Annotated in this window: 25 protein-coding genes; 12 read left to right on the forward strand and 13 right to left on the reverse strand. The window is 63.7% G+C overall.

What is annotated here, in order from left to right:
• Positions 1-22: 22 nt before the first annotated feature.
• From EKO19_RS34760 to EKO19_RS34775, 4 genes are all read left to right on the forward strand, one after another.
• Complete coding sequence (locus EKO19_RS34760) at positions 23-2,062, forward strand: 3-hydroxyacyl-CoA dehydrogenase NAD-binding domain-containing protein (RefSeq protein ID WP_129782035.1); 2,040 nt, start codon at positions 23-25, stop codon at positions 2,060-2,062.
• Between the two features lie 115 nt (positions 2,063-2,177).
• Positions 2,178-3,239: a cyclic nucleotide-binding domain-containing protein gene (locus EKO19_RS34765; protein ID WP_129782036.1), complete on the forward strand. Its 1,062-nt coding sequence runs from the start codon at positions 2,178-2,180 to the stop codon at positions 3,237-3,239.
• A gap of 102 nt (positions 3,240-3,341) precedes the next feature.
• Positions 3,342-4,484 (forward strand): ABC transporter permease, encoded by a 1,143-nt coding sequence (locus tag EKO19_RS34770; protein WP_129782037.1) that lies wholly within the window; start codon positions 3,342-3,344, stop codon positions 4,482-4,484.
• A 6-nt stretch (positions 4,485-4,490) separates the two neighbouring features.
• Positions 4,491-5,654 carry an ABC transporter permease gene (locus EKO19_RS34775; protein WP_129782038.1) on the forward strand — a complete coding sequence of 388 codons (1,164 nt, stop codon included), beginning with the start codon at positions 4,491-4,493 and terminating at the stop codon, positions 5,652-5,654.
• A gap of 1 nt (position 5,655) precedes the next feature.
• On the opposite strand, the gene EKO19_RS34780 is transcribed toward EKO19_RS34775, so the two are convergent.
• The 11 genes from EKO19_RS34780 to rrtA form a co-directional block, all read right to left on the reverse strand.
• Positions 5,656-6,006 carry a PilZ domain-containing protein gene (locus tag EKO19_RS34780; protein ID WP_129648570.1) on the reverse strand — a complete coding sequence of 117 codons (351 nt, stop codon included), beginning with the start codon at positions 6,004-6,006 and terminating at the stop codon, positions 5,656-5,658.
• Between the two features lie 50 nt (positions 6,007-6,056).
• Positions 6,057-7,112: a DNA polymerase III subunit delta' gene (gene holB, locus EKO19_RS34785; RefSeq protein ID WP_129782039.1), complete on the reverse strand. Its 1,056-nt coding sequence runs from the start codon at positions 7,110-7,112 to the stop codon at positions 6,057-6,059.
• Positions 7,113-7,133: 21 nt separating this feature from the next.
• Positions 7,134-7,790 carry a dTMP kinase gene (gene tmk, locus EKO19_RS34790; RefSeq protein ID WP_129782277.1) on the reverse strand — a complete coding sequence of 219 codons (657 nt, stop codon included), beginning with the start codon at positions 7,788-7,790 and terminating at the stop codon, positions 7,134-7,136.
• Entirely contained in the window at positions 7,790-8,812 is a 1,023-nt protein-coding gene (mltG, locus tag EKO19_RS34795) for an endolytic transglycosylase MltG (RefSeq protein ID WP_129782040.1), read from the reverse strand. Before mltG ends, tmk begins: the two co-directional genes overlap by 1 nt.
• Before the next feature lie 15 nt (positions 8,813-8,827).
• Positions 8,828-9,634 carry an aminodeoxychorismate lyase gene (gene pabC, locus EKO19_RS34800; protein WP_217705797.1) on the reverse strand — a complete coding sequence of 269 codons (807 nt, stop codon included), beginning with the start codon at positions 9,632-9,634 and terminating at the stop codon, positions 8,828-8,830.
• Positions 9,631-11,031, reverse strand: a complete 1,401-nt coding sequence (locus EKO19_RS34805; RefSeq protein ID WP_129782279.1) for an aminodeoxychorismate synthase component I — start codon at positions 11,029-11,031, stop codon at positions 9,631-9,633. Before EKO19_RS34805 ends, pabC begins: the two co-directional genes overlap by 4 nt.
• Positions 11,032-11,085: 54 nt before the next feature.
• Complete coding sequence (fabF, locus tag EKO19_RS34810) at positions 11,086-12,330, reverse strand: beta-ketoacyl-ACP synthase II (protein WP_129782041.1); 1,245 nt, start codon at positions 12,328-12,330, stop codon at positions 11,086-11,088.
• Between the two features lie 154 nt (positions 12,331-12,484).
• On the reverse strand, positions 12,485-12,727 hold the full coding sequence (gene acpP, locus EKO19_RS34815) for an acyl carrier protein (RefSeq protein ID WP_066920125.1): 243 nt from the start codon (positions 12,725-12,727) through the stop codon (positions 12,485-12,487).
• Positions 12,728-12,884: 157 nt separating this feature from the next.
• Positions 12,885-13,637 (reverse strand): 3-oxoacyl-ACP reductase FabG, encoded by a 753-nt coding sequence (gene fabG / locus EKO19_RS34820; protein ID WP_129782042.1) that lies wholly within the window; start codon positions 13,635-13,637, stop codon positions 12,885-12,887.
• Positions 13,634-14,593: an ACP S-malonyltransferase gene (gene fabD, locus EKO19_RS34825; RefSeq protein ID WP_129782043.1), complete on the reverse strand. Its 960-nt coding sequence runs from the start codon at positions 14,591-14,593 to the stop codon at positions 13,634-13,636. The genes fabG and fabD overlap by 4 nt, the downstream gene beginning before the upstream one ends.
• A 94-nt stretch (positions 14,594-14,687) precedes the next feature.
• A complete protein-coding gene (rrtA, locus tag EKO19_RS34830; protein WP_157995580.1) occupies positions 14,688-15,344 on the reverse strand; it encodes a rhombosortase in 657 nt (218 codons plus the stop codon).
• 19 nt (positions 15,345-15,363) lie between these two features.
• Between rrtA and gspH the strand changes: the two genes are divergently transcribed.
• The 8 genes from gspH (at position 15,364) to EKO19_RS34870 (ending at position 22,146) form a co-directional block, all read left to right on the forward strand.
• Positions 15,364-16,044 (forward strand): type II secretion system minor pseudopilin GspH, encoded by a 681-nt coding sequence (gspH, locus tag EKO19_RS34835; RefSeq protein ID WP_129782045.1) that lies wholly within the window; start codon positions 15,364-15,366, stop codon positions 16,042-16,044.
• Positions 16,034-16,600, forward strand: coding sequence for a type II secretion system minor pseudopilin GspI (gene gspI / locus EKO19_RS34840; protein ID WP_157995581.1), 567 nt, complete (start codon positions 16,034-16,036; stop codon positions 16,598-16,600). The genes gspH and gspI overlap by 11 nt, the downstream gene beginning before the upstream one ends.
• Positions 16,597-17,268 carry a type II secretion system minor pseudopilin GspJ gene (gene gspJ / locus EKO19_RS34845; protein ID WP_129782047.1) on the forward strand — a complete coding sequence of 224 codons (672 nt, stop codon included), beginning with the start codon at positions 16,597-16,599 and terminating at the stop codon, positions 17,266-17,268. Before gspI ends, gspJ begins: the two co-directional genes overlap by 4 nt.
• The gene (gene gspK / locus EKO19_RS34850; RefSeq protein ID WP_129782048.1) at positions 17,265-18,224 is read left to right on the forward strand and encodes a type II secretion system minor pseudopilin GspK; all 960 of its coding nucleotides are present in this window, start codon (positions 17,265-17,267) and stop codon (positions 18,222-18,224) included. Before gspJ ends, gspK begins: the two co-directional genes overlap by 4 nt.
• On the forward strand, positions 18,224-19,495 hold the full coding sequence (gspL, locus tag EKO19_RS34855; protein WP_129782049.1) for a type II secretion system protein GspL: 1,272 nt from the start codon (positions 18,224-18,226) through the stop codon (positions 19,493-19,495). The genes gspK and gspL overlap by 1 nt, the downstream gene beginning before the upstream one ends.
• Entirely contained in the window at positions 19,495-19,992 is a 498-nt protein-coding gene (gspM, locus tag EKO19_RS34860) for a type II secretion system protein GspM (protein ID WP_129782050.1), read from the forward strand. Before gspL ends, gspM begins: the two co-directional genes overlap by 1 nt.
• Positions 19,993-19,999: 7 nt before the next feature.
• Positions 20,000-20,749 (forward strand): type II secretion system protein N, encoded by a 750-nt coding sequence (locus tag EKO19_RS34865; protein WP_129782051.1) that lies wholly within the window; start codon positions 20,000-20,002, stop codon positions 20,747-20,749.
• A 171-nt stretch (positions 20,750-20,920) separates the two neighbouring features.
• Positions 20,921-22,146 (forward strand): IS3 family transposase gene (locus EKO19_RS34870; RefSeq protein WP_246039020.1). Its coding sequence is split into 2 segments (ribosomal slippage): positions 20,921-21,257 and positions 21,257-22,146, totalling 1,227 coding nucleotides; the frame shifts between segments, so codons are not numbered across the junction.
• Between the two features lie 100 nt (positions 22,147-22,246).
• Here EKO19_RS34870 and EKO19_RS34875 read toward each other — a convergent pair.
• Complete coding sequence (locus EKO19_RS34875; protein ID WP_129782053.1) at positions 22,247-22,723, reverse strand: hypothetical protein; 477 nt, start codon at positions 22,721-22,723, stop codon at positions 22,247-22,249.
• A 13-nt stretch (positions 22,724-22,736) separates the two neighbouring features.
• On the reverse strand, positions 22,737-23,720 hold the full coding sequence (locus EKO19_RS34880) for an RHS repeat domain-containing protein (protein WP_217705798.1): 984 nt from the start codon (positions 23,718-23,720) through the stop codon (positions 22,737-22,739).
• Positions 23,721-23,725: the final 5 nt, after the last annotated feature.

The following is a 23,725-nucleotide window of genomic DNA, read 5'->3' on the forward strand; positions in this document are numbered from 1 at the left end:
ACAACAACTGCGGGAGTCGACCATGACCGAAGCCTCGGCCGCTGCCAGCGGCGCCGTCCACTGGCGTTTGGAGACCGAAGCAAACGGCATCGCCTGGCTGATCATCGACAAGGCCAACGCCGCGGTGAACAGCCTGTCGCGCGAGGTGATGGAGGAGCTCGACGCCATCCTCACCGCCCTGTCCCGCACGCCGCCGAAGGCGCTGGTCGTCAGCTCCGCCAAGAACGGCTTCATCGCCGGCGCCGACATCAAAGGCTTCGTCGGCATCAATTCGCCCGAGGCGGCCTATCGGATGATCCGGCAGGGGCAGCAGGTGGTCGACAAGCTCGCCGCGCTCCGCTGCGTCACCGTCGCCGCAATCAATGGATTTGCCCTCGGCGGCGGTCTGGAAGTCGCCCTGGCCTGCCGCTATCGCGTGGCGGCCGATGACCCGTCGGTGACTCTGGGCTTTCCCGAAGTGCAGCTCGGCGTGCATCCAGGCCTGGGCGGCACCGTGCGGGCGGTTCAGCTGGCCGGCCCGATCGCCGCCATGGACCTCATGCTCACCGGCCGGCACATCCGCCCGAAGCAGGCGCTGCAGATGGGGCTGGTCGACAAGCTCGCGCCCGCGGCCCAGCTGCGCGAGGTCGCCCGGCAGGTCGCGCTCAGCCCGCCGCCGGTGAAGACGATGTCGTTCAAGCATCGGCTGCTGAACCTGGGGTTCGTGCGCCCCATCCTGGCCGGGCAGATGCGAGCGCAGGTGGCGAAGCGTGCCCGTCCGGATCACTACCCTGCTCCCTACAAATTGATCGAGCTGTGGCAGGACTACGGCGCCTCGGGCGAACGCGCCTACGAGGCCGAAGCGCGCTCGATGGGCAATCTGCTGTGCACGCCGACCTCACGCAATCTGGTGCGCGTGTTCTTCTTGCAGGAGCGGCTCAAGTCCGCGGGCAAGAGCGGCGGCGAGCCGATCAAACACGTGCACGTCGTCGGCGCGGGCGTGATGGGCGGCGATATCGCTGCGTGGTGCGCGGCTCGCGGACTCACGGTGACGCTGCAGGATCGCGAGGAAAAATACGTCGCGCCCGCCATGGAACGGGCGAGGAAGTTTTTCGAGAAGCGTTATCCGGATCAGACCAAGCGTAATGAAGTGATGAGCCGCTTGACCGCGGACGTCCCGGGCGCGGGCGTACCGCAGGCCGATCTCGTGATCGAGGCCATCTACGAAAATCTCGATGCGAAGCGCGAGCTGTACGCGCGCGTCGAACCGCAGCTGAAACCCACTGCGATCCTCGCGACCAACACGTCGAGCATCGTGCTCGAACAGCTGGCCGAGAAACTCGCGCAACCTCAGCGACTCATCGGTCTGCACTTCTTCAATCCGGTCTCGCGCATGCCGCTGGTCGAAGTCATTCAAGCCGAAAATACCGATCCGAAGCAGGTGCAGGCCGGGCTCGGCTTCGCCCGCCAGATCGACAAGCTGGCCATCGCCTGTCACAGCGCGCCGGGATTTCTGGTGAACCGGGTATTGATGCCTTATTTGAGCGAGGCGGTGCGCGCGGCGCAGGAAGGCATTCCGCTGGCCCTCATCGATCGCGCCGCCGAAGAGTTCGGCATGCCGATGGGCCCGATCGAGCTCGCCGACGTGGTGGGTCTCGATGTGGTCATGAGCGTCGGCAAAGTCTTTTTCGAGACGGGCGCGGACGTGCCGCCGGTGCTCGCGACGCCGTTTGCGCAAAAGAAGTTCGGCAAGAAAACCGGCGAAGGCTTCTATGTGTGGCAGAACGACAAGCCGGTGAAGCCGCCCGCCACGGGCCAGCATGCGCCGGATGATTTGCAGGACCGCTTGCTGCTGCCGCTGCTCAACGAGGCGGTGGCCGTACTGCGGCAGGGGATTGTCGAGGATGCCGATCTGATCGACGCCGGTGTGATCTTCGGCGCGGGCTTCGCGCCCTTCCGGGGCGGTCCCTTGCAATACGCCCGTGCACGCGGTGTCGACGCCGTCATCGCCCGCTTACAAGAGTTACAAAGAGTTCATGGGGACCGATTCGCGCCGGATGAAGGGTGGGATTTAGTGCGCTGATCGCGGCTGGTAGCGCGGCCTTACCGCCAAATCGGCTGTGCTACCATTTCCGGCAGATCTTTCAGGCCCGACGCCGCGTTGCTCGGGCAACCGCCCCCTGCGACATTGGAGACACATGGAGAGCAAGCCGCTCGATCTTGGCCTGCTTCGGTCATTTTCCCCGCTCGACGGATTAAAACCCGAGAATCTGCAGACCTTGGCGCGCAAGACCGTGCTCCGCGAGCTGTCCGTGGGGCGTTTGCTGTTCAAGGAGGGCGACAGCGACAAGCGGACGTTTTACCTGGTTAGCGGCGTCCTCGAGCTGCTGAAGGACGATCGCAGCGTGCAGATATTGCGCGCCGGCTCTCCCGAAGCCCGCAATCCCATCGCCCCTTTCACGCCCCGACGCTACAGCGCGCGTGCCGTGTCCGAGCGCGTCGAATTCATCGTCATCGACAGCGACATGCTCGACATGATGCTGACCTGGGACCAGACCGGCTCCTACGAGGTCGGTGAGCTGAGCAGCGCCAACGAGCAGGCGCCGGCGAGCGACGACTGGATGACGACGCTGCTGCAGACCAAGGCGTTTCATCGCATTCCACCCGCCAACATCCAGGCCATCTTCATGCGCATGCAGCGCCTCGAGGCCAAGGCGGGCGATGTCATCATCAAGCAGGGCGATGATGGCGATTACTTCTATGTGATCGTCAAAGGCAAATGCCTGGTGACGCGCGAGACGCCGCTGAACAAGGCCGGCATCAAGCTCGCCGAGCTCGGCATGGGCGACACCTTCGGCGAAGAGGCGCTGATCGCCGATGCGAAGCGCAACGCGAACATCACCATGCTCACCGATGGCGCGCTGATGCGGCTGGCGAAAGATGATTTCCGCAAGCTGCTCAACGAGCCGATGCTGCATTGGGTCACCTACGATCAGGCCAGGCAGATCGTGGCCCAGGGCGGCAAATGGCTGGACGTGCGTCTGCCGAGCGAGTTCGAGACCTTCCACATGGAAGGCGCGCTCAACCTGCCGCTGTATTTCATTCGTCTGAAGTTGAAGTCGCTGGACCCGAATGTGCACTACGTGGTGGTGTGCGATACGGGCCGGCGCAGCTCGGCGGCGGCATACATCCTCGCGGAGCGCGATTTGAATGCGTCGGTGTTGAAAGGCGGCTTGGGCGCCGCGGATGTGAAGCCCTGAGCATTTGTTGCGAAGTTGCTCGCTTGCTGTAACCGCAGGCGAGGCGCCCGCGTCGATAGCGTTGCGTGATTCGCTCATCCATGTCGGAGGTTGTCCCACCGCATGCGATTTCTGCCTCTCATCTGGTCCGGCATCTGGCGCAAGCCCGCCCGCAGCCTGCTGATCTTTCTTCAGGTCGGCGTCGCGTTCGCGCTGTTCGGCGTGCTTCAGGGCATGAAAACGGGCGTCGAACAGTTGATCGGCGAGGCCCGCGCCGATCTGTTGCTGGTCCATAGCAGCCTGGGGTTCGTCGACTCGCTGCCCATCGGCGCGCTCGGGACCATCGAGTCGGCGCCGGGTGTCAGGGCCGTCGTGCCGGTGGGCCTGTTCGGTGGGATGTATCAGAAGCCCACTCAGCAGATGGGCATCGTCGCGATCCGACCCGACCAGGACTGGCTCTCCGCCTTCACCTACACGGTCGCCCCGCAGGACGTCGCGGCGTTCGAGAAAACCCGCACCGGCACGCTGGTGAGAAAAGCGCTGCTGGAAAAGTATGGCTGGAAGATCGGCGATCGCATTCCGATCGTGACCAACGTTGCGAAGATGGACGGCTCGACCGACTGGACCTTCGACATCGTGGGCACGTACACCGACAGCGACATGGCCGGTGGCACCGACGTGATCCTGATTCAGTACGACTTCTTCGATGAGTCCCGGGCCATCGGCAAGGGCATCATCCATCACTTCAACGTTTCCATCGTCGATCCGAGACAGGCCGCGACGGTGGCCGATGCCATCGACCGGCGCTTCGCCAATTCCTCGCACGCCACGAAAACCGAGTCGTTGCGGGAGCTGGCGCAGGTGCAGATGCAATCGATCGGCGATCTGGGATTTCTGATTCGCGCCATCGTCGGCGCGGTGCTGGTCGCGCTGCTGTTTGCGACCAGCACGATGATGATGCAAACGACCCGCGAGCGGATGCCGGAGCTCGCGGTACTGAAAACCCTCGGCTTCGCGGACCGTGCCTTGTTCGTTTTCATCCTGGCCGAGGCCGCGGTGGTCTGCGTCGCAGCCGCTGCATTCGGACTGGCGCTCGCCCTACTCGCCTTTCCGTTCGCCGCCCGCTTCGTGCCCGGCGTCTCGATGCCGATTGAAGTGGTCGCGATCGGGTTGGGCTGTGCTGCGCTCGTGGCGCTGCTCAGCGCTTCGGTGCCCGCGGCGCGGGCGGCCCGATTGAACATCGTGGCTGCATTGGCCAGCCGGTAGGGGCGTATGAAATTCTTCCGAGAGCTCTTCGCCGTCCTGCGTGTGAACCTGTCGAGCATTCCTCAGCGCGTCGGCTCGGCGCTCACGATCCTCGTCGGTGTGACCTGTGCTGTCGGCGCACTGGTCTCCATGCTTGCGATGGGCACCGGCGCTCGCGAACAGCAGGTGGCCAACATTCGTCCCGACCGCGTCATTCTGACGACCAAGGGCACCCGGTTCGGTCAGGGCAGCATCACCAAGGAAGAAGCCGCCATCATTCTCGGTTTGCCCGGCGTGCGCAGAAACGCTGCGGGCGCGCCGATCGTCATGTTCCAGTCGATGGTGCCCATCGAAGGCCGTCGACGCGCGACGGACAAGCGCATCTACTTTCCGCTCGTGGGTGTCACCGCGACATTGCCTGATCTGGTGCCGGAGATGCACTTCACCGCGGGGCGGCCTTTCAAGTCGGGGCTCTCCGAGCTGGTCGCGACCAATGCGTGCACTCGCCAGTTCGTCGGCTTCGAGCTCGGCGACAAACGGTTGCTTCGCGGTGGCGATTGGACGGTCGTGGGCCTCTTCGATCAAGGTCACGGCCAGGACTGCGTCGTCTATGCCGATGCGAGCACGCTGATGAGCGCCTTCGGCCGCACCACGTATTCATCGGCCGCATTGATGCTGCGTTCACCAGGCGACTTCGATGCACTTCGCGCGGCGGTCTCGAGCGATCCACGGCTGCGACTCGATGCGCGTCGTGAGAAAGAAGCCATCGAAGAGAACTTCAAGCCGCTGAACGCGATTCTGAACTTCGTGAGTTATTTCGTCGGCACGATCATGGCCATCGGCGCGACGCTCGGCGCGGTCAATTCGCTCTACGCCATGGTCGACTCTCGCCAGCGAGAGATCGCGACGTTGCGCGCGATCGGGTTCAAGAGTGGCCCGGTGATTCTGGCTGTGCTGATCGAATCGATGCTGCTCGCCTTGCCGGGCGCGGTGCTGGGCAGCGTGCTCGCGTGGCTGCTGTTCAATGGACTCGCCGCGAGTCCGCTCGGTTACAGCTTTGAGCTTTCGGTGACGGTATCGCTCGCCGTGCTCGGTATCGAGTGGGCGTTGGCGATGGGATTGTTGGGCGGGCTACTGCCCGCGCTACGCGCGGCCCGTCTGCCAGTCGTGACGGCGCTGCGGGCGATTTGAGTTACATCGTATGGGTCGGCTTGTCGCCGCCCAGGGCGCCGGCCAGATAGCTTTCGATCTTGCGCTGGGTGTTGCCGCGGTCCTGCTCGCTGAACTGTACGCCGATGCCGGCGGTGCGCTTGCCCTGCGCGCCCTTGGGCGTCATCCAGATCACGCGGCCGGCGACCGGCAGCTTCTCGTCCTCGCCCATCAGGTTCAGCAGCATGAATACTTCGTCGCCGAGGCGATAGTTGCTGTTGGTCGGAATGAACAGGCCGCCGTTTTTCACGAACGGCATATAGGCCAGGTACAAGGCGCTCTTGTCCTTGATTGTCAGCGTCAGCAAACCGGGTTTGCTGCTGGGTTGACGCATCACCATGCGATCTTTCCGACGAGGCCTTTGGCGTTGACGTTAAGAGGAACTCAGCTCGCGCGTGCCACCGGTGCCTTGGAGGGCGCCAGTGCTTCCAGCAGAGCGATCAGCCAGGATTCCACGGCCAGCTCGCGCTGGAGCGCGGTGCGGGCCAGTTGCGCTTTCAAAGCCCGCGTGCGGTCCACCATGCTGTACAGCGCGCTTATGTTCAACGGCCGCGACGGGCTTGGCAAGTGCGCAGGTCCCCCTGGGAACGTGACCCGATCGTCAGTTCCAGCAATCCCTGTCCGGGCGAGCGCGGACAGCCACAGGTCGAGCCAGATCAGCCGGTCGATGAGTGCGTCATTGCCCCACTCCGCCGCGACCTGGGTCACATCCGTGTCGCCGGCGAACAGATCGCGCAGGGATTTCTGAATGTGCTGGCTGAGCTCATCGAAGCGGCCGTCGGCGTATTCCAGCGCCTTGAGCGGCGCGCCGCCGGCAAATTCCAGCAAGGCCGGCGCGACCGTTTTCCCGGCTTCTTTCTGCAGCCAGGCCATGGCCTCGGCCGTCGAGGGTCGCGCGATGGTGAGCTTCTGACAGCGGCTGCGCACGGTCGGCAGCAGGCCCGAGGGCCGTGAGGTCAGCAGGACCAGCAAGCTCCCCTTCGAGGGCTCCTCCAGCGTCTTGAGCACGCTGTTGGCCGCGCCCGGCGTCATCTGATGGGCCGGCTCGATGATCGCGACCTTGTAGCCCTGGCGGAAGCTGGTCTTGGCGAGCTTCTCGCAGCCGGCGCGCACCAGATCGACCGACAGCTGAGTCTTGTCTTCCTCGGGCGCGATCCAGTGCAGATCGGGATGAGTGCCCGCTTTGATGAGCGCGCAGCTCACGCACGCGCCACACACGTCGAGCACGCCATCGACCGACTTCTCACACAGCACCGCGGCCGACAGCCATGCCGCGAACGACCCGGTGCCGAGGCCTTCGGCGCCCTGCACGAGAATGGCGTGCGGCAGCCGATTGGCCGTCCACGCGTGTTTGAGCTGTGCGATCGCCTCCGAATGCCACGGCAACAGGCGTGGGCTCGGCAACGTTCGCGGCTCGGCTTGTTCCTCTTTCTTTGCCATGACTCGAACTGTAACTGAGAGTTATGAGCGCGGCGCTGGAGATAACTTCAGCAGACGCTCGGCAATGGCCTGTTGAATCGCGACCGTCACCGCTTCCAGGCTCTGCGTGGCGTCGATCACGGCAAAGCGCGTCGACTCCTGACGCGCGCGATCGAGGTATGCCGCTCGCACGCGCTCGAAGAACTCGCGGCGCTCCTGTTCGAAACGATCGCTGCTCCCCGCGGCCGCATTCCGGGCGCTCGCACGCGCGGCGCTGATATCGAGTGGCGCATCGAGCAGCAGCGTCAGATCGGGACGCAACGTTCCCTGCACCATCTGCTCCAGCGTCGCGATGTTCTCGACCGGCAGGTTGCGACCGCCGCCTTGGTAGGCGTACGTCGCATCCGTGAAGCGATCGCAGATGACCCAGGCGCCGCGTGCCAGTGCAGGCCGGATCACGTTCTCGATATGCGTCGAGCGTGCCGCGAACATGAGCAACAGCTCGCACGTGCTCGGCATCGGCTCATCGCTGGTTTCCAGCAGCAGCTCACGAATGCGCTCGGCGCGATGGGTGCCGCCGGGCTCGCGAGTGATCACCACCTCGACGCCCTGCCCGGCGATGAAGTCTTTCAGACGTCCGATCTGCGTGGATTTGCCCACGCCCTCGCCGCCCTCAATGGTGATGAACTGACCTTGCATCATCGATTACTGCGCAGCTTCTGCAGATAACGTTTCACGGCGGCGTTGTGCTCCGCCAGCGTGCGCGAGAAATAATGGCTGCCATCGCCATTGCCGGTCGCGACGAAGAACAATGCCCCGGTGGCCTGCGGCTGCACGGCTGCTCGAATGGAGTCGAGCCCGGGCAAGGCAATGGGCGTCGGCGGCAAGCCCGCGCGGGTGTACGTGTTGTACGGCGTATCCCGCAGCAGATCGGCACGGCGAATGTTGCCGTCGTACGCGTTCATCATGCCATAGATGACCGTGGGATCCGTCTGCAAACGCATGCCCCGTCGCAGTCGCTCGACGAACACGCCGGCGATCTGTGCCCGCTCGGTATCGAGGGCGGTTTCCTTCTCGATGATGGAGGCGAGAATCAGTGCCTCGTAAGGCCCTGCGAGCGGCAGATCCTTGGCGCGCGATTCCCAGGCGGTCTTCACTTCCTGCTGCATGCGTCGAAACGCCATGCCGAGCAGCTCGATGTCGGTGGTGTTGCGCGGGAAGCGATATGTGTCGGGGAAGAACTGCCCTTCTGGATGCAGATCGGGCTGACCGAGCGCGCGCATGATGTCCTCCGGCGAGCGCGCGGCGTACTCGCCGCGGACATCGGGTGACTGCGCGAGCAGCTTGCGAATGTCGGCAAAGGTCGAGCCCTCGATGAACGTGATGCCATGGAGCAGCACGTTGCCGGAGTTGAGCAGATCGAGCAGCCCGATCGGCGTCAGCCCGGGCGTCAGCTGATATTCGCCGGCCTTCAAGGAATGATCGCGCTTGGTGATGCGTGCCCATGCGGTGAAGATCAGCGGCTGATCGAGCAGGTTCTGATCGTTCAGCGTGCTCGCGACCGTGCGCAGCGAGGCGCCCTTGGGCACTTCGAACACCGTGGGTTCGGTCAGCGTGGCGATCGGCGTCTGCAGCCACTGATGCCCCCACCAGGCGAGCGCACCGGTCGCGATCACGCCCAGCAGAATCAACCCAATCAACAGACGGAACAGAATTCGCATTACAACTTGATTCCTTCAGTCGCCTGGCGCTAACGCAGCCGCCAGCCGCGTCGCCATGCTGGTCTCGCTCCACTGCAATGAATCGAGCGACGCCACCGATCGGATGCCGCGCACCGCGTTGGTGATGAACACTTCGCTCGCCGTCTCCAGATCGTGCGGCCACAATGGCTCTTCGCTGACCGCGAGATCGAGCTTCGCGGCGGCCTCGATCACTCGAGCGCGCATCACGCCCCGCACGCCGCTGAAGCGCAGATCCGGCGTGAGCAAGGCGCCCTCGCGCACGATGAACACGTTGGCCGACGTGGCACAGACGACCTCGCCCTCGGTGTCGAGCATCAGACCTTCATCGGCCTCGCCTTCGCGCCACTCACTTTGCGCCAGCACCTGCTCCAGTCGATTCAGATGTTTGATACCGGCCAGCCGGGCGTTGCGTCCGAGACGAATGTCACACCAGCGCAAGCGAAGCGCTCCAGGCGGCGCCGGATTGAAGGGATGCAGCGCCACGACGCGATTGCTCGACATTGCACTGCCGGGGCGATAGCCGCGTCCGCCCGCGCCCCGGGTTACGATGATCTTGAGCACGCCTCGATCGGCACCGGCGGTGACCTGCGCGATCTCACGCAGCAGTGCCGGCCGATCGGGCGGCGCAATTCCCAAACGTGCGCACCCGGTGAACAAACGCTGGCAATGATCGTCGATGAAACGCACGCGACCGTCGACGAGCAACGCGGTTTCGAACAATCCGTCGCCGTATTGAAAGCCGCGATCGTCGGCGGAAATCTGCTGCGAGGGTTGGCCGTTGATGAGCATGGCGAGGCTCATCGGCCGCCACCTTCTGCATCCGATCCCAACGCGCGCAGTACGCCGCGAGCCTTGGCGCGCGTCTCCGCCAGTTCGCGCTCAGGAATCGAATCGGCCACGATGCCGGCACCGGCGCGCAGCGTGAGCCGGTCGCCCGCCACTTCGAGCGTGCGAATCAGGATGTTCGTATCCATGCTGCCGTCGCGGTTCAGATAACCGAACGAGCCGGTGTACGCGCCGCGCGCGACGCCCTCGAGCTCGGCGATGATCTCCATGCAGCGAACCTTGGGGCAGCCGGTGATCGTGCCGCCTGGAAACACCGCGCGCAGCACATCGCCGGGCGTCGCATCGGCGCGCAGCGTGCCGCTCACATTGGAGACGATGTGATGGACGTGCGCATACGACTCGATGGTCATGAACTCGTCGACCTTCACGGTGCCCGCTTCGCAGATTCGCCCCAGGTCATTGCGCTCAAGGTCGATCAACATCACGTGCTCGGCCCGCTCCTTCGGATGAGCGTGCAGCTCGCGTGCGAGATCGACGTCGTCGTCGGCAGTCTGGCCTCGCGGTCGCGTGCCCGCAATGGGGCGCGTGGACACGTGGTTATCGCGCACCGAGACCAGCCGCTCGGGCGATGAGCTGACGATGGTGATGTCCTCGAGCCGCACAATGCCGCTGAACGGCGCCGGATTGGTCTGCCGCAAGCGCTGATACAGATGCTGAGGCGTGATGCCAGAAGTGAGTGTCGCCTGCCAGCTGCGCGAGAGATTCGCCTGATAGATGTCGCCGGCCGCGATGTAGTCGAGCGCGCGCTCGACACTTCGCAGGAATGTATCGGGCGCATCTTCGGTCACCCCGCCCGTTACCAGCGGCACGCTCGGCGGGAGCAGCGCAGGAGCGTGGGCGAGATCGTGCGCCATGCGCGTGAGCAGCGATTCGAACGCGGCCTCGGCAATCAACCACGACTTGCCGCTGTTGCGCTCGTGAATGATCGCGGCCGGCACACGAATCGCCGAAGCAATCGGGCCTGCGGCCGGTGCTGAAAGATGCAGTCGCGGTTCGATCTCTCCGGCGAGCTCATAGCCGAGATAGAGCAGCCAGCCGCCGGTGAACGGCAGCTCGCTGTCGATGCGGGCTTGGCGGCGCTCGCGTTGCCACCAGCGATCGAGCGCCGGAAGAAACTTGTCATCGGTAATGGCGCCCCCCGCTCGCGCCCGAGCATCCTGCTCGGCGCCGGTGCAAGCGCTCAGGGTGCCGTCACGAAGCAATGACAACCGCCCCTGCGGAAACGCAAAGAGAATGTCGAACCGGGTGGACGCGTTGCCCGCGGCGGCGCTCTCGAAGAGCGCCGGATAGCGATCGGGGAACGCGGCGTGCAACGCCAGCAGCGCCGAGGAATCGGCGCTGACGGGTTGGATGAGCGGCGCGCTATCGAACGATATGGACGTGGGCGACTCCGGGCCGCGCACTGATCAGTCGAGCTTCTTGAAGATCAGGCTGCCGTTGGTGCCGCCGAAGCCGAATGAATTCGACAGCGCCACCTTGATCGGCATCTGACGCGCGGTCTTGGGCACGTAGTCGAGATCGCAACCCTCGCCCGGGTTGTCCAGATTGATGGTCGGCGGCGCGACCTGATCGCGAATGGCCAGAATCGAGAAGATCGCTTCCACCACACCGGCGGCACCCAGCAGGTGACCGGTCATGGACTTGGTGGAGCTGACCGCAAGCTTCATCGCGTGATCGCCAAAGGCGCGCTTCATCGCGATGGTCTCGGCACGGTCGCCGAGCTCGGTCGAGGTCGCGTGCGCGTTCAGGTACTGCACTTCGCCCGGGTTGAGCTGCGCATCCTTCAGCGCATTGGTCATCGCCAGGCGTGCGCCCTCGCCGTCTTCCGGCGGCGCGGTCATGTGATGCGCATCGCCGCTCATGCCGAAGCCGACCAGCTCTGCGTAAATGCGAGCACCGCGCTTCTTCGCGTGCTCGTATTCCTCGAGCACGACGGAGCCGGCACCATCGGACAGCACGAAGCCGTCGCGATCTTTGTCCCACGGGCGGCTCGCCGCCTGCGGGTTGTCATTGCGGGTCGACAACGCTCGCGCCTGGCAGAAGCTGCCGAGGCCCAGCGGCGTGGTCGCCATCTCACCGCCGCCGGCGATCATCACATCGGCGTCGCCGTACTGAATCAGGCGCATGGCCAGACCGATCGAATGGGTCGAGGTCGTGCAGGCGGTCACCGTGGCGATGTTCGGCCCGGTGAGCTTGAAATCGATGGACAGGTGACCGGAGATCATATTGATGATGCTGCCGGGCACGAAGAATGGAGAGATGCGCTTCGGGCTCTTGGTCTCCATCCACTTGGTGTGATTCTCCTCGATGGTGTCGAGGCCGCCGATGCCGGCGCCCATCGCCACACCGATGCGTTGCGCGTTCTCGGGCGTCACGACGATGCCCGAATCCTTGATGGCATCGGCCGCGGCCGCATAGCCATAGTGCATGAACGGATCCATGTTTCGCAGCCGTTTCGCCGGCAGATACTTCTCCGCATCGAAGTCCGCCACCGCGCCGTGGAAGCGCACCGGAAATGCGCTCACATCGAAACGGGTGATCGGCACGATGCCGCTCTTGCCTTCGAGCACGTTGCGCCACGCCGTATCGAGCTGCGAGCCGACGGGAGAAACGATGCCCAGACCAGTGATGACGACGCGTCGCTTGGACAAACAGTTACCTCACAAGCGTGACTTCGAAAAACATGGAGGGGACAGAGAGGGGCGATTGGCGGAAGACCGTGGATGGTGCGGCCTTCCTTGATGCTTCAGCGTGGCGCTGCCGAGATGTCGACGGGGGCGCCGACAGCTCGTGTGCGAGGCCCGATCAGGCCTGGTTGCGGCGCTCGGTGATGTAATCGATCGCCTGCTGCACGGTCGTGATCTTCTCCGCGTCCTCGTCCGGGATCTCGGTCTCGAACTCCTCTTCCAGCGCCATCACCAGCTCAACCGTGTCGAGCGAGTCGGCGCCCAGGTCGTCAACGAAGGAAGCGTCGTTGGTGACTTCTTCCTCTTTCACCCCCAACTGTTCGGCGACGATGGCTTTGACCTGCTGTTCAATACTGCTCATTTGTGTACGAGTCCTCTATGAGGTGCTTAAACCCTTCGCTCGAGACCGACCCTTTTTGTTCATGGGTGGGGTCGCACGGGGGGCGTATTCTAAGTTAGAAGCCCGAAAGGGCCAACATTTGCGAAACTTATCGAATTCCGGGGTGACCTGGCCGCTATCAGACCATGTACATGCCACCGTTGACGTGCAGTGTCTCGCCGGTGATATAGCCGGCCTGTGGCGACGCAAGAAACGCCACAGCATGGGCAATATCCTCGACAGAACCCAGTCGCCCCAGCGCAACTTGAGCACTCAGCTGCTGTTGTTGCTCGGCGGGCAGCTTGGCGGTCATATCGGTGGCGATGAAGCCCGGCGCCACCACGTTCACCGTGATGCCGCGCGAACCCACTTCGCGTGCCAGAGATTTGGAAAAGCCGATGATGCCGGCCTTGGCCGCGGCGTAATTGGTCTGCCCGGCGTTGCCCATCACTCCGACCACCGAGGCGATGTTGATGATGCGGCCCCGGCGGGCCTTCATCATGCCGCGCAGGACCGCTTTCGACAGCCGGAACACCGACGCGAGGTTGGTGTTCATGATGTCGTCCCACTCCTCCTGCTTCATGCGCAGGAGCAGGTTGTCACGGGTAATTCCTGCATTGTTCACCAGAATGGTGAGCGCGCCTTCCTTGCCTTCGATGTCTTTGAGCGCGGTTTCGCTGGAAGCGGCGTCGGCGACGTTCAGCACGATGCCGCGACCTTTGTAATTGCCGGCGGCGAGCCACTCGGTGATGCCTTGAGCGCCGGCCTCGGTCGTTGCTGTGCCGATGACGGTCGCACCATTGCGCGCCAGTTGCTCGGCGATCGCGCGACCGATACCGCGCGAAGCGCCGGTCACCAGCGCGATATCCTGCGTCAAACCTTGCTCGCTCATGACTGACTCCGGCAGGCCGTGAGCGCCTGCTGCAAGCTCTCGGGATCTTCGATCGAGAGCATCGCGATGTCCTTGTTCTTCTCGATGCGGCGATTCAGGCCGGTCAGCACGCCCTTCGGGCCGCACTCGACCACCACTCTGGCGCCGCCGGCAAGGATGGCGCGAACCGTTTCGGTCCAGCGCACCGGCTTGACCAACTGCTGCACCAAGGCCTGACGAATGCTGTCCGGTCCCTGATGGGTCTTCACATCGACGGTGTAAATGTCGCGCACTTCGGGCTGCGCGATATTGATGCTGCTCAATTTCTCCGCGAGCCGGTCGGCGGCGGGCTGCATGAGCGCGGTATGCGACGGCACGCTGACCGGCAGCTTCATGGCGCGCTTCGCGCCCTTGCCTTTCAGCACTTCGATCGCGCGATCGACCGCAACCGCGGCGCCGGCGATCACGACCTGTCCGGGAGAATTGAAGTTGGCGGCCTGAACGATTTCGCCCGCCGCGCCACTCTGAGTGGCTTCAGCGCAGGCGGCTTCGACATCGGCATCGTCGACGCCGAGGATGGCGGCCATCGCGCCCTGGCCCGCCGGCACCGCCTGTTGCATGGCCTGGCCACGAAACTGCACCAGGGCCACGGCCGTCTTGAAATCGAGCGCGCCGGAGCAGACCAACGCCGTGTATTCGCCGAGGCTGTGACCGGCCATCGCCGCCGGCAGCGGACCGCCATGCTTGCGCCAGACCCGCCAGGTCGCGACCCCGGCGGTGAGCATCGCCGGCTGTGTCCGCTCGGTGGCACCGAGCTGATCCTCCGGGCCCTGCTGGCACAGCTGCCAGAGGTCATAGCCAAGCACGGACGACGCTTCGGCGAAGGTCTCCAGTACCTGCGGCTCGGCACTCGCCAGCCCGGCCAGCATGCCGACCGACTGCGACCCCTGCCCGGGGAATACAAAGGCAAAACTCATTGAGCTCCTGTGGGTCTTCTGGCCACTTTCGCGGCGGGACCGTCTGAGACCTGTCTCATGCGGCGCGCGATTATATCCATCCGCCCCCAGGTGGCTAGATCCTTGACTTTACGGCCACTTGCCTGTGGGCCTGCACCCACAGGATGAACCCGGCCAGCGCGCCCCCCAGGGCGCCGTACAGATGCGCGTCCACAACGACCGGCAGATCGCCCGACAGCGGCAAGGCGCCCTGCCACTGCTCCCAGGCCAATTTGCCCAGCAAAATCGCACTTAACGGCAGCGCGAGGCGCTTCGATTCATGGCGCCACCAGCCCACTGCGCCGGCCGCCAGCACCCCATGCAGAACCCCGGACAGGCCCACATACCAGCTCAGTTGTGGCTCCCAAAAGACAAACCCGAGATCGATGGCCGCCATGCTGAACAGCGCAATCAGCAGCCAGGCGCGCCAGGAATAGTGGTCGTCGTGCCGGAACAGCGCCGCGATCAGTGCCAGTCCCGCACTGTTCAGGAGCAGATGCTGGGTGCCGCCATGGACCAGATGTCCTGTAATCAGCCGCCAGTATTCTCCCTGCAGTACTGCCTCGCGCTCATACCGCAGCAGCCGTCGTCCGTCTTCGCCAAGTAGCGACAACAGAACCAGCCCGAGGAATACGAGTCCAAGCAGCCACTGTCCCCGGTTGTGGTCATCGGGCATCCATTGTCGGAGCCGACGCGAAAACGACAGGGCGGGCCGGGACAAGCCGTCACTCATTGGTACGATCTGCTTTGTTATGATCCGGCGCCTTACGCATAGCGGTAGAGCTCTCATTATCCACACTCGCCCCTCGCTTGGCCTGAAGCAGCGACACGGCGGCTTCACGCTGCTGGAGCTGCTGGTCGTGCTGGTGATCATCGGCGTGATGGTGGCGATGGCGGCGCTGTCCTTCGGCGTGCTCGGCCGCGACCGTCAGACCGAGGAGGAATCGCGACGCTTCTGGACGGTACTGAAGCAGGCGCGTGAAGAGGCCGAGCTGCAGGTCGAGGACATCGGCATCTTCATGTCCACCGGCGCCTACGAATATATGCGCTTCGATTCCCGCAAGAACGAATGGCAGCCGATCGAGGGCGATGAGTTGTTCATGCAGCGGGAGTTGCCCGCAGGCCTGCGCTTCCGGCTGCGGCTGGAAGCGCGCGAAGTGGTGCTCAAGCCGTCGCTGCCCAATCGCGGCGACAAAGATGAGAACAAGCGCAATCCGCCGCACGTGATGGTGCTCTCGAGCGGCGATGTCAGCCCGTTCGAATTGGAGATCGAGCGCGAAAACCAGCCGGCGCAGTGGCGCGTGACCGCGCTCGCCGACAACGATCTGCGCGTCGAAGTGCGCGATGAGCGCGATCAATGGGGGCCGCTGTTGCAGACCCGGCCGCCTAAAGATGACAAGAAACAGCCCACACGGGTGTCCAGTGCGCGCTGACATCCGCAGACTCACCGCCGGCTTCACGCTGATCGAAGTGCTGGTGGCGCTGATCGTGGTCGGCCTCGGCATGCTCGCAGTCATTCAGACCGTGAGTCAGACCGCGAACAACACCGCCTACATTCGGGACAAGACCATCGCGCACTGGATCGCGATGAATCAGCTCACGCAGGTGCGCCTGCAGCCCAACGCGCCCGCCATCGATAAAACGTCCGATGAAGTGAAGATGGCCGGCCGCGAATGGCGCTGGACCATGGAAGTGAAACAGACGCCGGTCGAGTCGATCCGCCGCATCGAAGTGAACGTGCGTCCCTCCGATGCGCCGGAGAAGAGCTCGATGGCTTACATCACCGGGTTTTATGGCACGGCCGTGGCGCCCGCCGGCATGACCCAGGTGTCCTGGCGTGGAAACAAACAGCCCGGGGGCGGTGGCCGTCAGGGCGAGCGCCGCCGGGATTCGGAGACCGAGCCGCCACCTCAGCAGACGCCGCTCGAGCCCGGTGAGCCGGTGCCCTCGGATCCGGAGCCGCCGCAGACGGAGGATCCGTCCTCATGAACAAAGTGAGCGCGCCCCCGCGCGGTTTCATGACCGGTGGCCGCATGGCACGAGGAAGCGGTCGAGAGTCCGGCTTTACGCTCGTCGAAATCATGGTGGCGATCTTCATCTTCGCCATCGTCAGCGCCATCGCCATGGGCGGCTACAACGAGCTGGTCAAGCAAAGCGACATCGTCGATGCGGGCGCCGCGCGCACGCGAGCCATTCAATCGACCATGCAACGCCTGAACCTGGATTTCACGTCGCTCGAGCCGCGCCCGGTGCGCCAGCCCCTGGGCGACGGTCTCGTGCCCGCGCTGCGTGCCGATGAGAAGAGCGCCGATGCGATCGTCGAGTTCACCCATTCGGGCTGGAGCAATCCGGCCGGCGTGCCCCGCTCCACTCTGCAACGCGTGGCGTATCGGATCGAGGAGAAAAAACTCATCCGCGAGTATTGGCTGGCTCTGGATCGCACCATGACCAGCGAGCCGGAGAGCGCGGTGATGCTCGATGGCGTCAAGACGGTGAAGTTCCGCTTCATGGACGCCAATCGCAGCTGGCACGATCAGTGGCCGCCCCTGGGCTACTCGCCGCAGGATGCACCGTGGCTGCGCCCGATCGCGGTCGAGGTCACGCTCGACCTCGAAGACTGGGGTGAGCTGAAGCGCCTGATGGAGGTGTCCGGATGAAACGCCGGCAACGCGGTGTCGCGCTCATCATGGCGGTGCTCATCGTGGCACTCGCCACCATGCTGGCCGCGGAAGTCGGCTTCCGTGGCTATCTGGACCAGCGCCGCACGGTCAACACGTTCTCGCTCGATCAGGCATTCGAGATCGCGATGGGCGGCGAAGCCTGGGCCTCGGACGCGCTGCGCCGGGACAAGATGCAAGGGGGCAACAAGACCGACGACTTCACCGAAGAGTGGGCCACGCCGATTCCGCCGATTCCTCTGGAAGACGTGGGCGGTGAGTTCGAAGGCCAGCTCGAGGACCTGCAGGGCCGCTTCAACTTGAACGATCTGGTGACATTCGATGAGTCGGGCCAGAGCACCATCAATCAGCAGGCGGTCGAGCGCTTCCAGCGCTTGCTGACGCTGCTCGAGATCGAGCCGAAGTGGGCCGGCTACATCGCCGACTGGATCGACTCGGACAACAATCCCGGTTTTCCCGATGGCGCCGAGGATCCGGTGTACACGAATCTTTCGCCGCCCTACCGCACCGCCAATATGGCGATCACCCGCGCCAGCGAGCTGCTGGCCTTGCCGGAATTCGGCGCCGAGCGCTATCGCAAGCTCGCACCGTTCGTCACGGCTTTGCCGCCGGGCACACACGTCAATCTGTGTACCGCCGCGCCGGAGTTGCTCGATGCAATGATTGGCGACAACCGGGAGTTCACGCTCGGGCGCGAGACCGGCAAGCAGACGCGCGCGCAACGGTGTTTCCCGAGCCAGAGCGAGTTCGAAGCGAGCCTCACGCCGGATCGCAAGCAGGAACTGGAAAACATGCTCGGTGAATCCAGCGACTACTTTCTGGCCACGATCTGGGTCACCCTTGGCACTCAAAGGTTCACCCTGTACAGTTTGTTGTATCGAAGCGGCGGCGCCAACCAGGTCCGTCCCATCCTAAGAAGCTACGGAACGCTCTGATGCCGGAAAACCTAGTTGTCCGCTTGCATCCCGTCGCGGCCGCCTCCCAGGGCGAGTCGCAGACGGCACCCCCACAGGCCGAATGGTTGCTCATCGACGGCACCGGCGCCCGCCGAGGCAATGTCTCGTGGGGCTCGCTCAACGATGCCGCCGAACAGTCACGCACCCACAAGACCATCGTGCTGGTGCCGGGCACCGATGTGCTGCTCGCCGAGCCGGTTCTGCCGGTGAAGAGTAGCGGCGCGAAGCTCGCCCAGGTCGTGCCCTTCGCTCTCGAAGAACACCTCGCGGTTGACGTCGAAGACATGCACTTCGCGGTCGGCAAGCGCGGTTCCGCCCCTGGCACACCAGTCGCCGCCGTCGCGCGTGCTCGCATGGATGAGTGGGTCGATCTGCTCAAAGCGGTGGGCCTGTCCACCGACACGATCTACGCCGAGACCAGCGTGCTGCCGACGGTGACGGGCGCGGTCGCCGTGCTCATCGATGGCAAGCGCTTGTATGTGCGTCGTGAGAATCAGCCCGGCACGGTCATCGAGGTCGAGCCGCTGATCGAAGCGTTGCAGATGGCGCTCGCAAGCGGCGAGGAATCCCGCGAGCACGTGACCATCTTCGTCTCCGAAGAAGATTACGAGCGCGAGCGCGAATTGCTCGAAGGCCTGCGCGAGTTCACCGCGAGCCTGCAGTTGAAGCTGCTGCCGGATGGTCCGTTGCCGCTGCTCGCGAGCAACATCTTGAAGAGCGGTGCCGTGAACCTGCTGCAGGGGCCCTACGCCGCCAAGACCAAGCTGAATGTTTCTTTTGCGCCGTGGCGCTATGCCGCGATTCTCGCCGCCGTGTTCGTCGCTGCGCACGTCGGCGTGAAGAGCTGGCAGTACTTCCATTACAAGAAGGTCGAAAGCACGCTCGATGCGCAGATCGCGGAAGTCTTCCAGCAATCGTTACCGGGTGCCCCGGTGCCCGATCCGCTGGAAGCACGTCGTCAGGTCGAGCAGATTCTGGGGCAATTGCGCGGCACCGGCCCGACCAGCGGCATGCTCACGACGCTCGCAATGTTGAGCGAGGCCATGGCGCAGGCCCCCAATACGAATATCGAAGCGCTCTCCTATCGAAACAATGTCACGGATCTGCGCGTGCTCACGCCGTCGGTCGACACGCTCGACAAAATCCGGCAAGTGGCCGGTGAGCGCGGCGTGACCGCCGAGATCCAATCCACCAATCCGCGCGACCAGAAAGTCGAGGGTCGGCTGCAGTTCAAGAAGGCAGGCGCGTGATGCAACCGCTCAAAGATAAATTCAATGCGCTGCAGCCTCGTGAGCGCATCATCGTCATCGGCGGCGCCATTCTGGTGCTCGTCGTCGCGGTATACGTGCTCGCGCTCTCGCCGCTCTATGCCGCGGTGGACAAGCAGGCCAAGCGCGTCGCGCAGAAGGAAGGCGATCTCGCCTGGATGCGCAGCGTGGCCGGCGAAGTCGCCGTGCTGAGTGCAAACGCGCCGAGCCATCCGGGCCCGAGCAACGAATCCATGGTCGTGCTGATCGATCGCGCCGCGCGCGAGTGCGGCCTGGGCTCCTCTCTCACCGGCCAGACGCCGAATGGCGAACGCGGCATCCGCGTGCGTTTGGAAGCGGCCGAGTTCGACAAGCTGATGGTGTGTCTGGGCACGCTTCAGCAGGTGCATTCCGTGGACGTGGAATCCGCCACCATCGATCGCACTGGCAAGCCTGGTCTCGTGAATGCCAACTTGGTCCTGACCCGCGTCGGCGCATAACAACTCTATGAAGCGACTCTGGCCGTTGGTTGTGCTCGGCGTGGGCGCATTCATCCTGTTCGCCGTGGTCACGTTTCCCGCCAGCATCGTGATGGGCTGGCTGGGCTCCTCGGGCGTTCAAGCCGGCGGCGTGTCCGGCACGATCTGGAACGGTCGCGCGCAGGTGTTACAGGTCCAGGGCGCCAACATCGGCAGTGTCGAATGGAAGCTGCATGCCCTGCCCTTGCTCACGCTGCACGCGAATGCGGACGTGAAGGTGACACGCATCGATGGCTTCGCGCAGACCCAGCTCAGCGTGGGACCGACCGGCACCCTCAGTTTGAAATCGCTCGCGGCCTCGCTGCCCTTGAGCGCCTTGCCACCGAGCGCGCTTCCCGGCGGCTGGGCCGGCACCCTCAATGCGCGCTTCGCTCAACTCACCTTGGACAACGGCTGGCCGACCCAGGTGGATGGCACTCTGGAAGTGCTCGATTTGAACGGCCCCGCTCGCAAGCCCGCGAAGGCCGGCAGCTACCGAATCCTGTTCGATCCCGCCGCGTCCAGCGCCGAGGCGTTGAAGGGTGCGATCTCAGATGCCGGCGATGGTCCGCTGCAAGTCAACGGTACGATTCAACTGAAGCCCGATCGCAGCTACGCCGTCTCCGCACGCATCGCCGCCCGCCCCGATGCACCTCGCAATCTGGTGCAGGCGCTGGAGTTCTTGGGGCCTCCGGATGCGGAAGGGCGCCGCGAGTTCAATACTGAAGGCACGCTCTGAGCTTGGCTCAAGCGGCTAGCTCCATTTGCCGCCGGCAACCTTCGCAGGCTCGAGCTTCGACGCGCTCGGCTCCAGGGTTTCGTCCGGGTAGTCGACGATTGGAGCAGCCCCCATTTCGACCGGACATAGTTGCGTAACTTAGGAGCTAGGCTTAAGCCTAGTCATACGCCTATGTCTTACGGTAGTGATCGTGTTGAAGTGTTGAGCGGCGTTCAACGCCGCCGTCGGTATTCGGTCGATCAGAAGATGGCCGTGTTGCAGGAAGCAGCGCAGCCGGGCATGTCGATTTCCTATGTGGCCCGCCGTCATGGTATTGCTCCCAGTCTGATCTTCAACTGGAGGCGGCGGATGAGCGAGGGTGGCAAGGAGGCGGTGCGCGCCGACGATGAAGTCGTCGCCAAGGCCGAGGTGTTGGCCCTACAGAAGCAGATCCGCGAGCTGCAGCGAGTACTGGGCAAGAAGACCTTGGAGAACGAGATTTTGCGTGAGGCGGTGAAGATCGCCCACGAAAAAAAACTCATCTCGCGGCTGCCGTCGTTACCCGAGGACGATACGCCGTGAGGCGCGTTGCTCAGGTCTTGGGCGTGTCTCGATCGCAGCTTAGCCAGCGCCTGAAGGAGCCTGGCAAGTCACGCTCGAGCTACCGCAAGCCCGAGGATGAGGACCTGCTGGTTGAGGTGCGAGCCTTGGTCGACGAGCGACCGACTTACGGCTATCGGCGCATCACGGCATTGCTGAATCGGGCACGTAGAAAAGCCGGAGTCGGCAAGGTCAATCACAAGCGGGTCTATCGGCTGATGTCACGGCACGGACTGCTACTTCAGCGATATACGGGGCGGCCACCAGATCGTGCTCATGAAGGCATCATTCGCACGATCCATCCGAATGCCCGGTGGACCTCCGATGGCTTCCAGATCCCTTGTTCGGATCAGGCCGTGCACGTGGCGTTCTGCCTGGACACCTGCGATCGCGAGGTGATCAGCTGGTGCGCCGGCACTAGCGCCATCAGTGGCCAGATGATCCGAGATCTGATGCTCCAAAGCGTGGAGCGGCGCTTCAAGGCGACAGCGACGCCTCATCCGGTCCAATGGCTATCGGACAATGGCAGCTGCTACCGAGCGCACGAAACCATCGAGTTCGCCACACTGTTGGGCCTGGTGCCGTGCTTCACGCCGCCACGTAGCCCGCAGTCGAATGGAATGGCCGAGGCGTTCGTGAAAACGTTCAAGCGTGACTACGTTCGCGTGAGCGAGACTACGACCGCGAAGTCAGTGCTATCGCAAATCGCGGGATGGTTCGAAGATTACAACGAGAACCATCCCCATCGGGGACTGCGGATGAAGTCACCTCGTGAGTTCATCCGCGGTTATCATCAATCCGCAGCCTGTCCGGTCTGACGGGGGCAACTCCAACGATATCTCGTGCCGGATCAGATGTGAGCTCGCCATCGACTTTCGCGATGCCAGGGAGCGGCACCGTCGCCACGTCCATCGGCGGCTACGGCGAACTATATTTCACACGGTATGCCTTGACCAACCGATGCACCGCCGGAAACGCCTTCGGCGAGCCATCGAGCTGACGTAGCGCAGCGAGTTCATCTGCCGTCACGGGCGCGACGTAAATCGGACTGAGATACGCCGCCGCTACTGCGACATAGCAGCCAGTCGCAGCCGAGGCAAATACCTCCCGCTCCAAATTTCTCAGTGCTTCGCTATCTTCACTCGGAAGCAGCACGCAAGCCGATGGAAACCCGGCAGCATACTCGGGCAGCGCGCGAACTTTCGACAACCACTCGTGCCCCAACGTCTCCAACAGGAACGCACGATTGAGCCTCGAACGCGAGTCTCCCAGCGACACAAATCTGACCGCGCGCCCGGATTCCGTCATCGCCAGGCCGCTCTCCGGCCCGTCGTAAAAATCGAATGCCAGGACTCGCACGTAAGCGCTGACTTGGTCCTGAAGCAGTTGACTCATGACCACTCTCGAATCACTTGAAGAGATCATTCCACATTCTGGCAACGTCCTCCGTCACGGGCTCCGGAAGCTCCACGGTATAGTGATCCGGATCTTTGCCCGTCTTCGTCACGCTGAAGCCGGCGTTCTCCACGTCGCTACATTTTGCACAGCGTACCACCTGGTCCGGGCGCTTGCCTTTCGGGTTGGTGCTGACAGAAACGCCATGAATGTTGACATCAGCGTTCGCTTTGGCATCTTGCGCCTGCTTTTCCAACGTCCTGCGGCTGTCATGCGGACCACGCCGATAAAGTAGCTTGTCGCCCGCCACACGGGTGATCTGCGCGCCGTTCTCCGCTTCTTGCACAACATGAGAGACTTGACTCAGGGCCCTTGCAGCATCGACCGTCTTGTCTGCAGCCCGCGCCGCTTTAATTACCTGTCCCGTACCTGGGATCGGACTCGCCACACCAATAACACTCGCCCCCACATCGATGAGGGCCCCTTGCACACCGACGCCGGTGTAGAGCGCCACACCGAGTTTGCCCACGTCGTACACCAGGAACGCGACATCCAGCGGACTATGCCCATCCGGGTCAACGAACTTGTAGGGATTGTTGTTGGCGTACGCGTACCGGTTCAGGCTGTGCAGGTTGTCGGGGTCGAGCTGTGCCGGGTCGATTCCCAGGAAACGCCCCAGCGTCGGATCGTAGTAGCGCGCCCCCATGTAGCTGAGACCCGTGCTCGCGTCATAGGACTTGCCTGCAAACCACAGCGAGTTGTTGGCAGAGGCCGACGACTGAACGATGCGATCGCCGTAGGGGCGATATGTTTCCTTCCACACCGGATTGCCGTTTACGTCGGTCGCGAGCGCCGGGCTTCCGGCCGCGTCGTTGTGAAAGAACGTGGTCGTCTCACCGGCATATGACGGAGTGAGAGCGCAGAGCGCGATCAGCGCTACGACTGCCGCGCCGAATCTTCTCAGTAACCGCATAAGGGGATTTTTTTCCTTGATCATATGCT

The organism is Peristeroidobacter soli (genome assembly GCF_004138485.1).
Taxonomy (GTDB): Bacteria; Pseudomonadota; Gammaproteobacteria; order Steroidobacterales; family Steroidobacteraceae; genus Steroidobacter; species Steroidobacter soli.

Bases quoted from the DNA above. Each gene is read 5' to 3' on its own strand.
- EKO19_RS34760 (WP_129782035.1), top strand. From the start codon at position 23: ATGACCGAAGCCTCGGCCGCTGCCAGCGGCGCCGTCCACTGGCGTTTG.
- EKO19_RS34765 (WP_129782036.1), top strand. From the start codon at position 2,178: ATGGAGAGCAAGCCGCTCGATCTTGGCCTGCTTCGGTCATTTTCCCCG.
- EKO19_RS34770 (WP_129782037.1), top strand. From the start codon at position 3,342: ATGCGATTTCTGCCTCTCATCTGGTCCGGCATCTGGCGCAAGCCCGCC.
- EKO19_RS34775 (WP_129782038.1), top strand. From the start codon at position 4,491: ATGAAATTCTTCCGAGAGCTCTTCGCCGTCCTGCGTGTGAACCTGTCG.
- EKO19_RS34780 (WP_129648570.1), bottom strand. From the start codon at position 6,006: ATGCGTCAACCCAGCAGCAAACCCGGTTTGCTGACGCTGACAATCAAG.
- holB (WP_129782039.1), bottom strand. From the start codon at position 7,112: ATGGCAAAGAAAGAGGAACAAGCCGAGCCGCGAACGTTGCCGAGCCCA.
- tmk (WP_129782277.1), bottom strand. From the start codon at position 7,790: ATGCAAGGTCAGTTCATCACCATTGAGGGCGGCGAGGGCGTGGGCAAA.
- mltG (WP_129782040.1), bottom strand. From the start codon at position 8,812: ATGCGAATTCTGTTCCGTCTGTTGATTGGGTTGATTCTGCTGGGCGTG.
- pabC (WP_217705797.1), bottom strand. From the start codon at position 9,634: ATGAGCCTCGCCATGCTCATCAACGGCCAACCCTCGCAGCAGATTTCC.
- acpP (WP_066920125.1), bottom strand. From the start codon at position 12,727: ATGAGCAGTATTGAACAGCAGGTCAAAGCCATCGTCGCCGAACAGTTG.
- fabG (WP_129782042.1), bottom strand. From the start codon at position 13,637: ATGAGCGAGCAAGGTTTGACGCAGGATATCGCGCTGGTGACCGGCGCT.
- fabD (WP_129782043.1), bottom strand. From the start codon at position 14,593: ATGAGTTTTGCCTTTGTATTCCCCGGGCAGGGGTCGCAGTCGGTCGGC.
- rrtA (WP_157995580.1), bottom strand. From the start codon at position 15,344: ATGAGTGACGGCTTGTCCCGGCCCGCCCTGTCGTTTTCGCGTCGGCTC.
- gspH (WP_129782045.1), top strand. From the start codon at position 15,364: ATGATCCGGCGCCTTACGCATAGCGGTAGAGCTCTCATTATCCACACT.
- gspJ (WP_129782047.1), top strand. From the start codon at position 16,597: ATGAACAAAGTGAGCGCGCCCCCGCGCGGTTTCATGACCGGTGGCCGC.
- gspK (WP_129782048.1), top strand. From the start codon at position 17,265: ATGAAACGCCGGCAACGCGGTGTCGCGCTCATCATGGCGGTGCTCATC.
- gspL (WP_129782049.1), top strand. From the start codon at position 18,224: ATGCCGGAAAACCTAGTTGTCCGCTTGCATCCCGTCGCGGCCGCCTCC.
- gspM (WP_129782050.1), top strand. From the start codon at position 19,495: ATGCAACCGCTCAAAGATAAATTCAATGCGCTGCAGCCTCGTGAGCGC.
- EKO19_RS34865 (WP_129782051.1), top strand. From the start codon at position 20,000: ATGAAGCGACTCTGGCCGTTGGTTGTGCTCGGCGTGGGCGCATTCATC.
- EKO19_RS34875 (WP_129782053.1), bottom strand. From the start codon at position 22,723: ATGAGTCAACTGCTTCAGGACCAAGTCAGCGCTTACGTGCGAGTCCTG.
- EKO19_RS34880 (WP_217705798.1), bottom strand. From the start codon at position 23,720: ATGATCAAGGAAAAAAATCCCCTTATGCGGTTACTGAGAAGATTCGGC.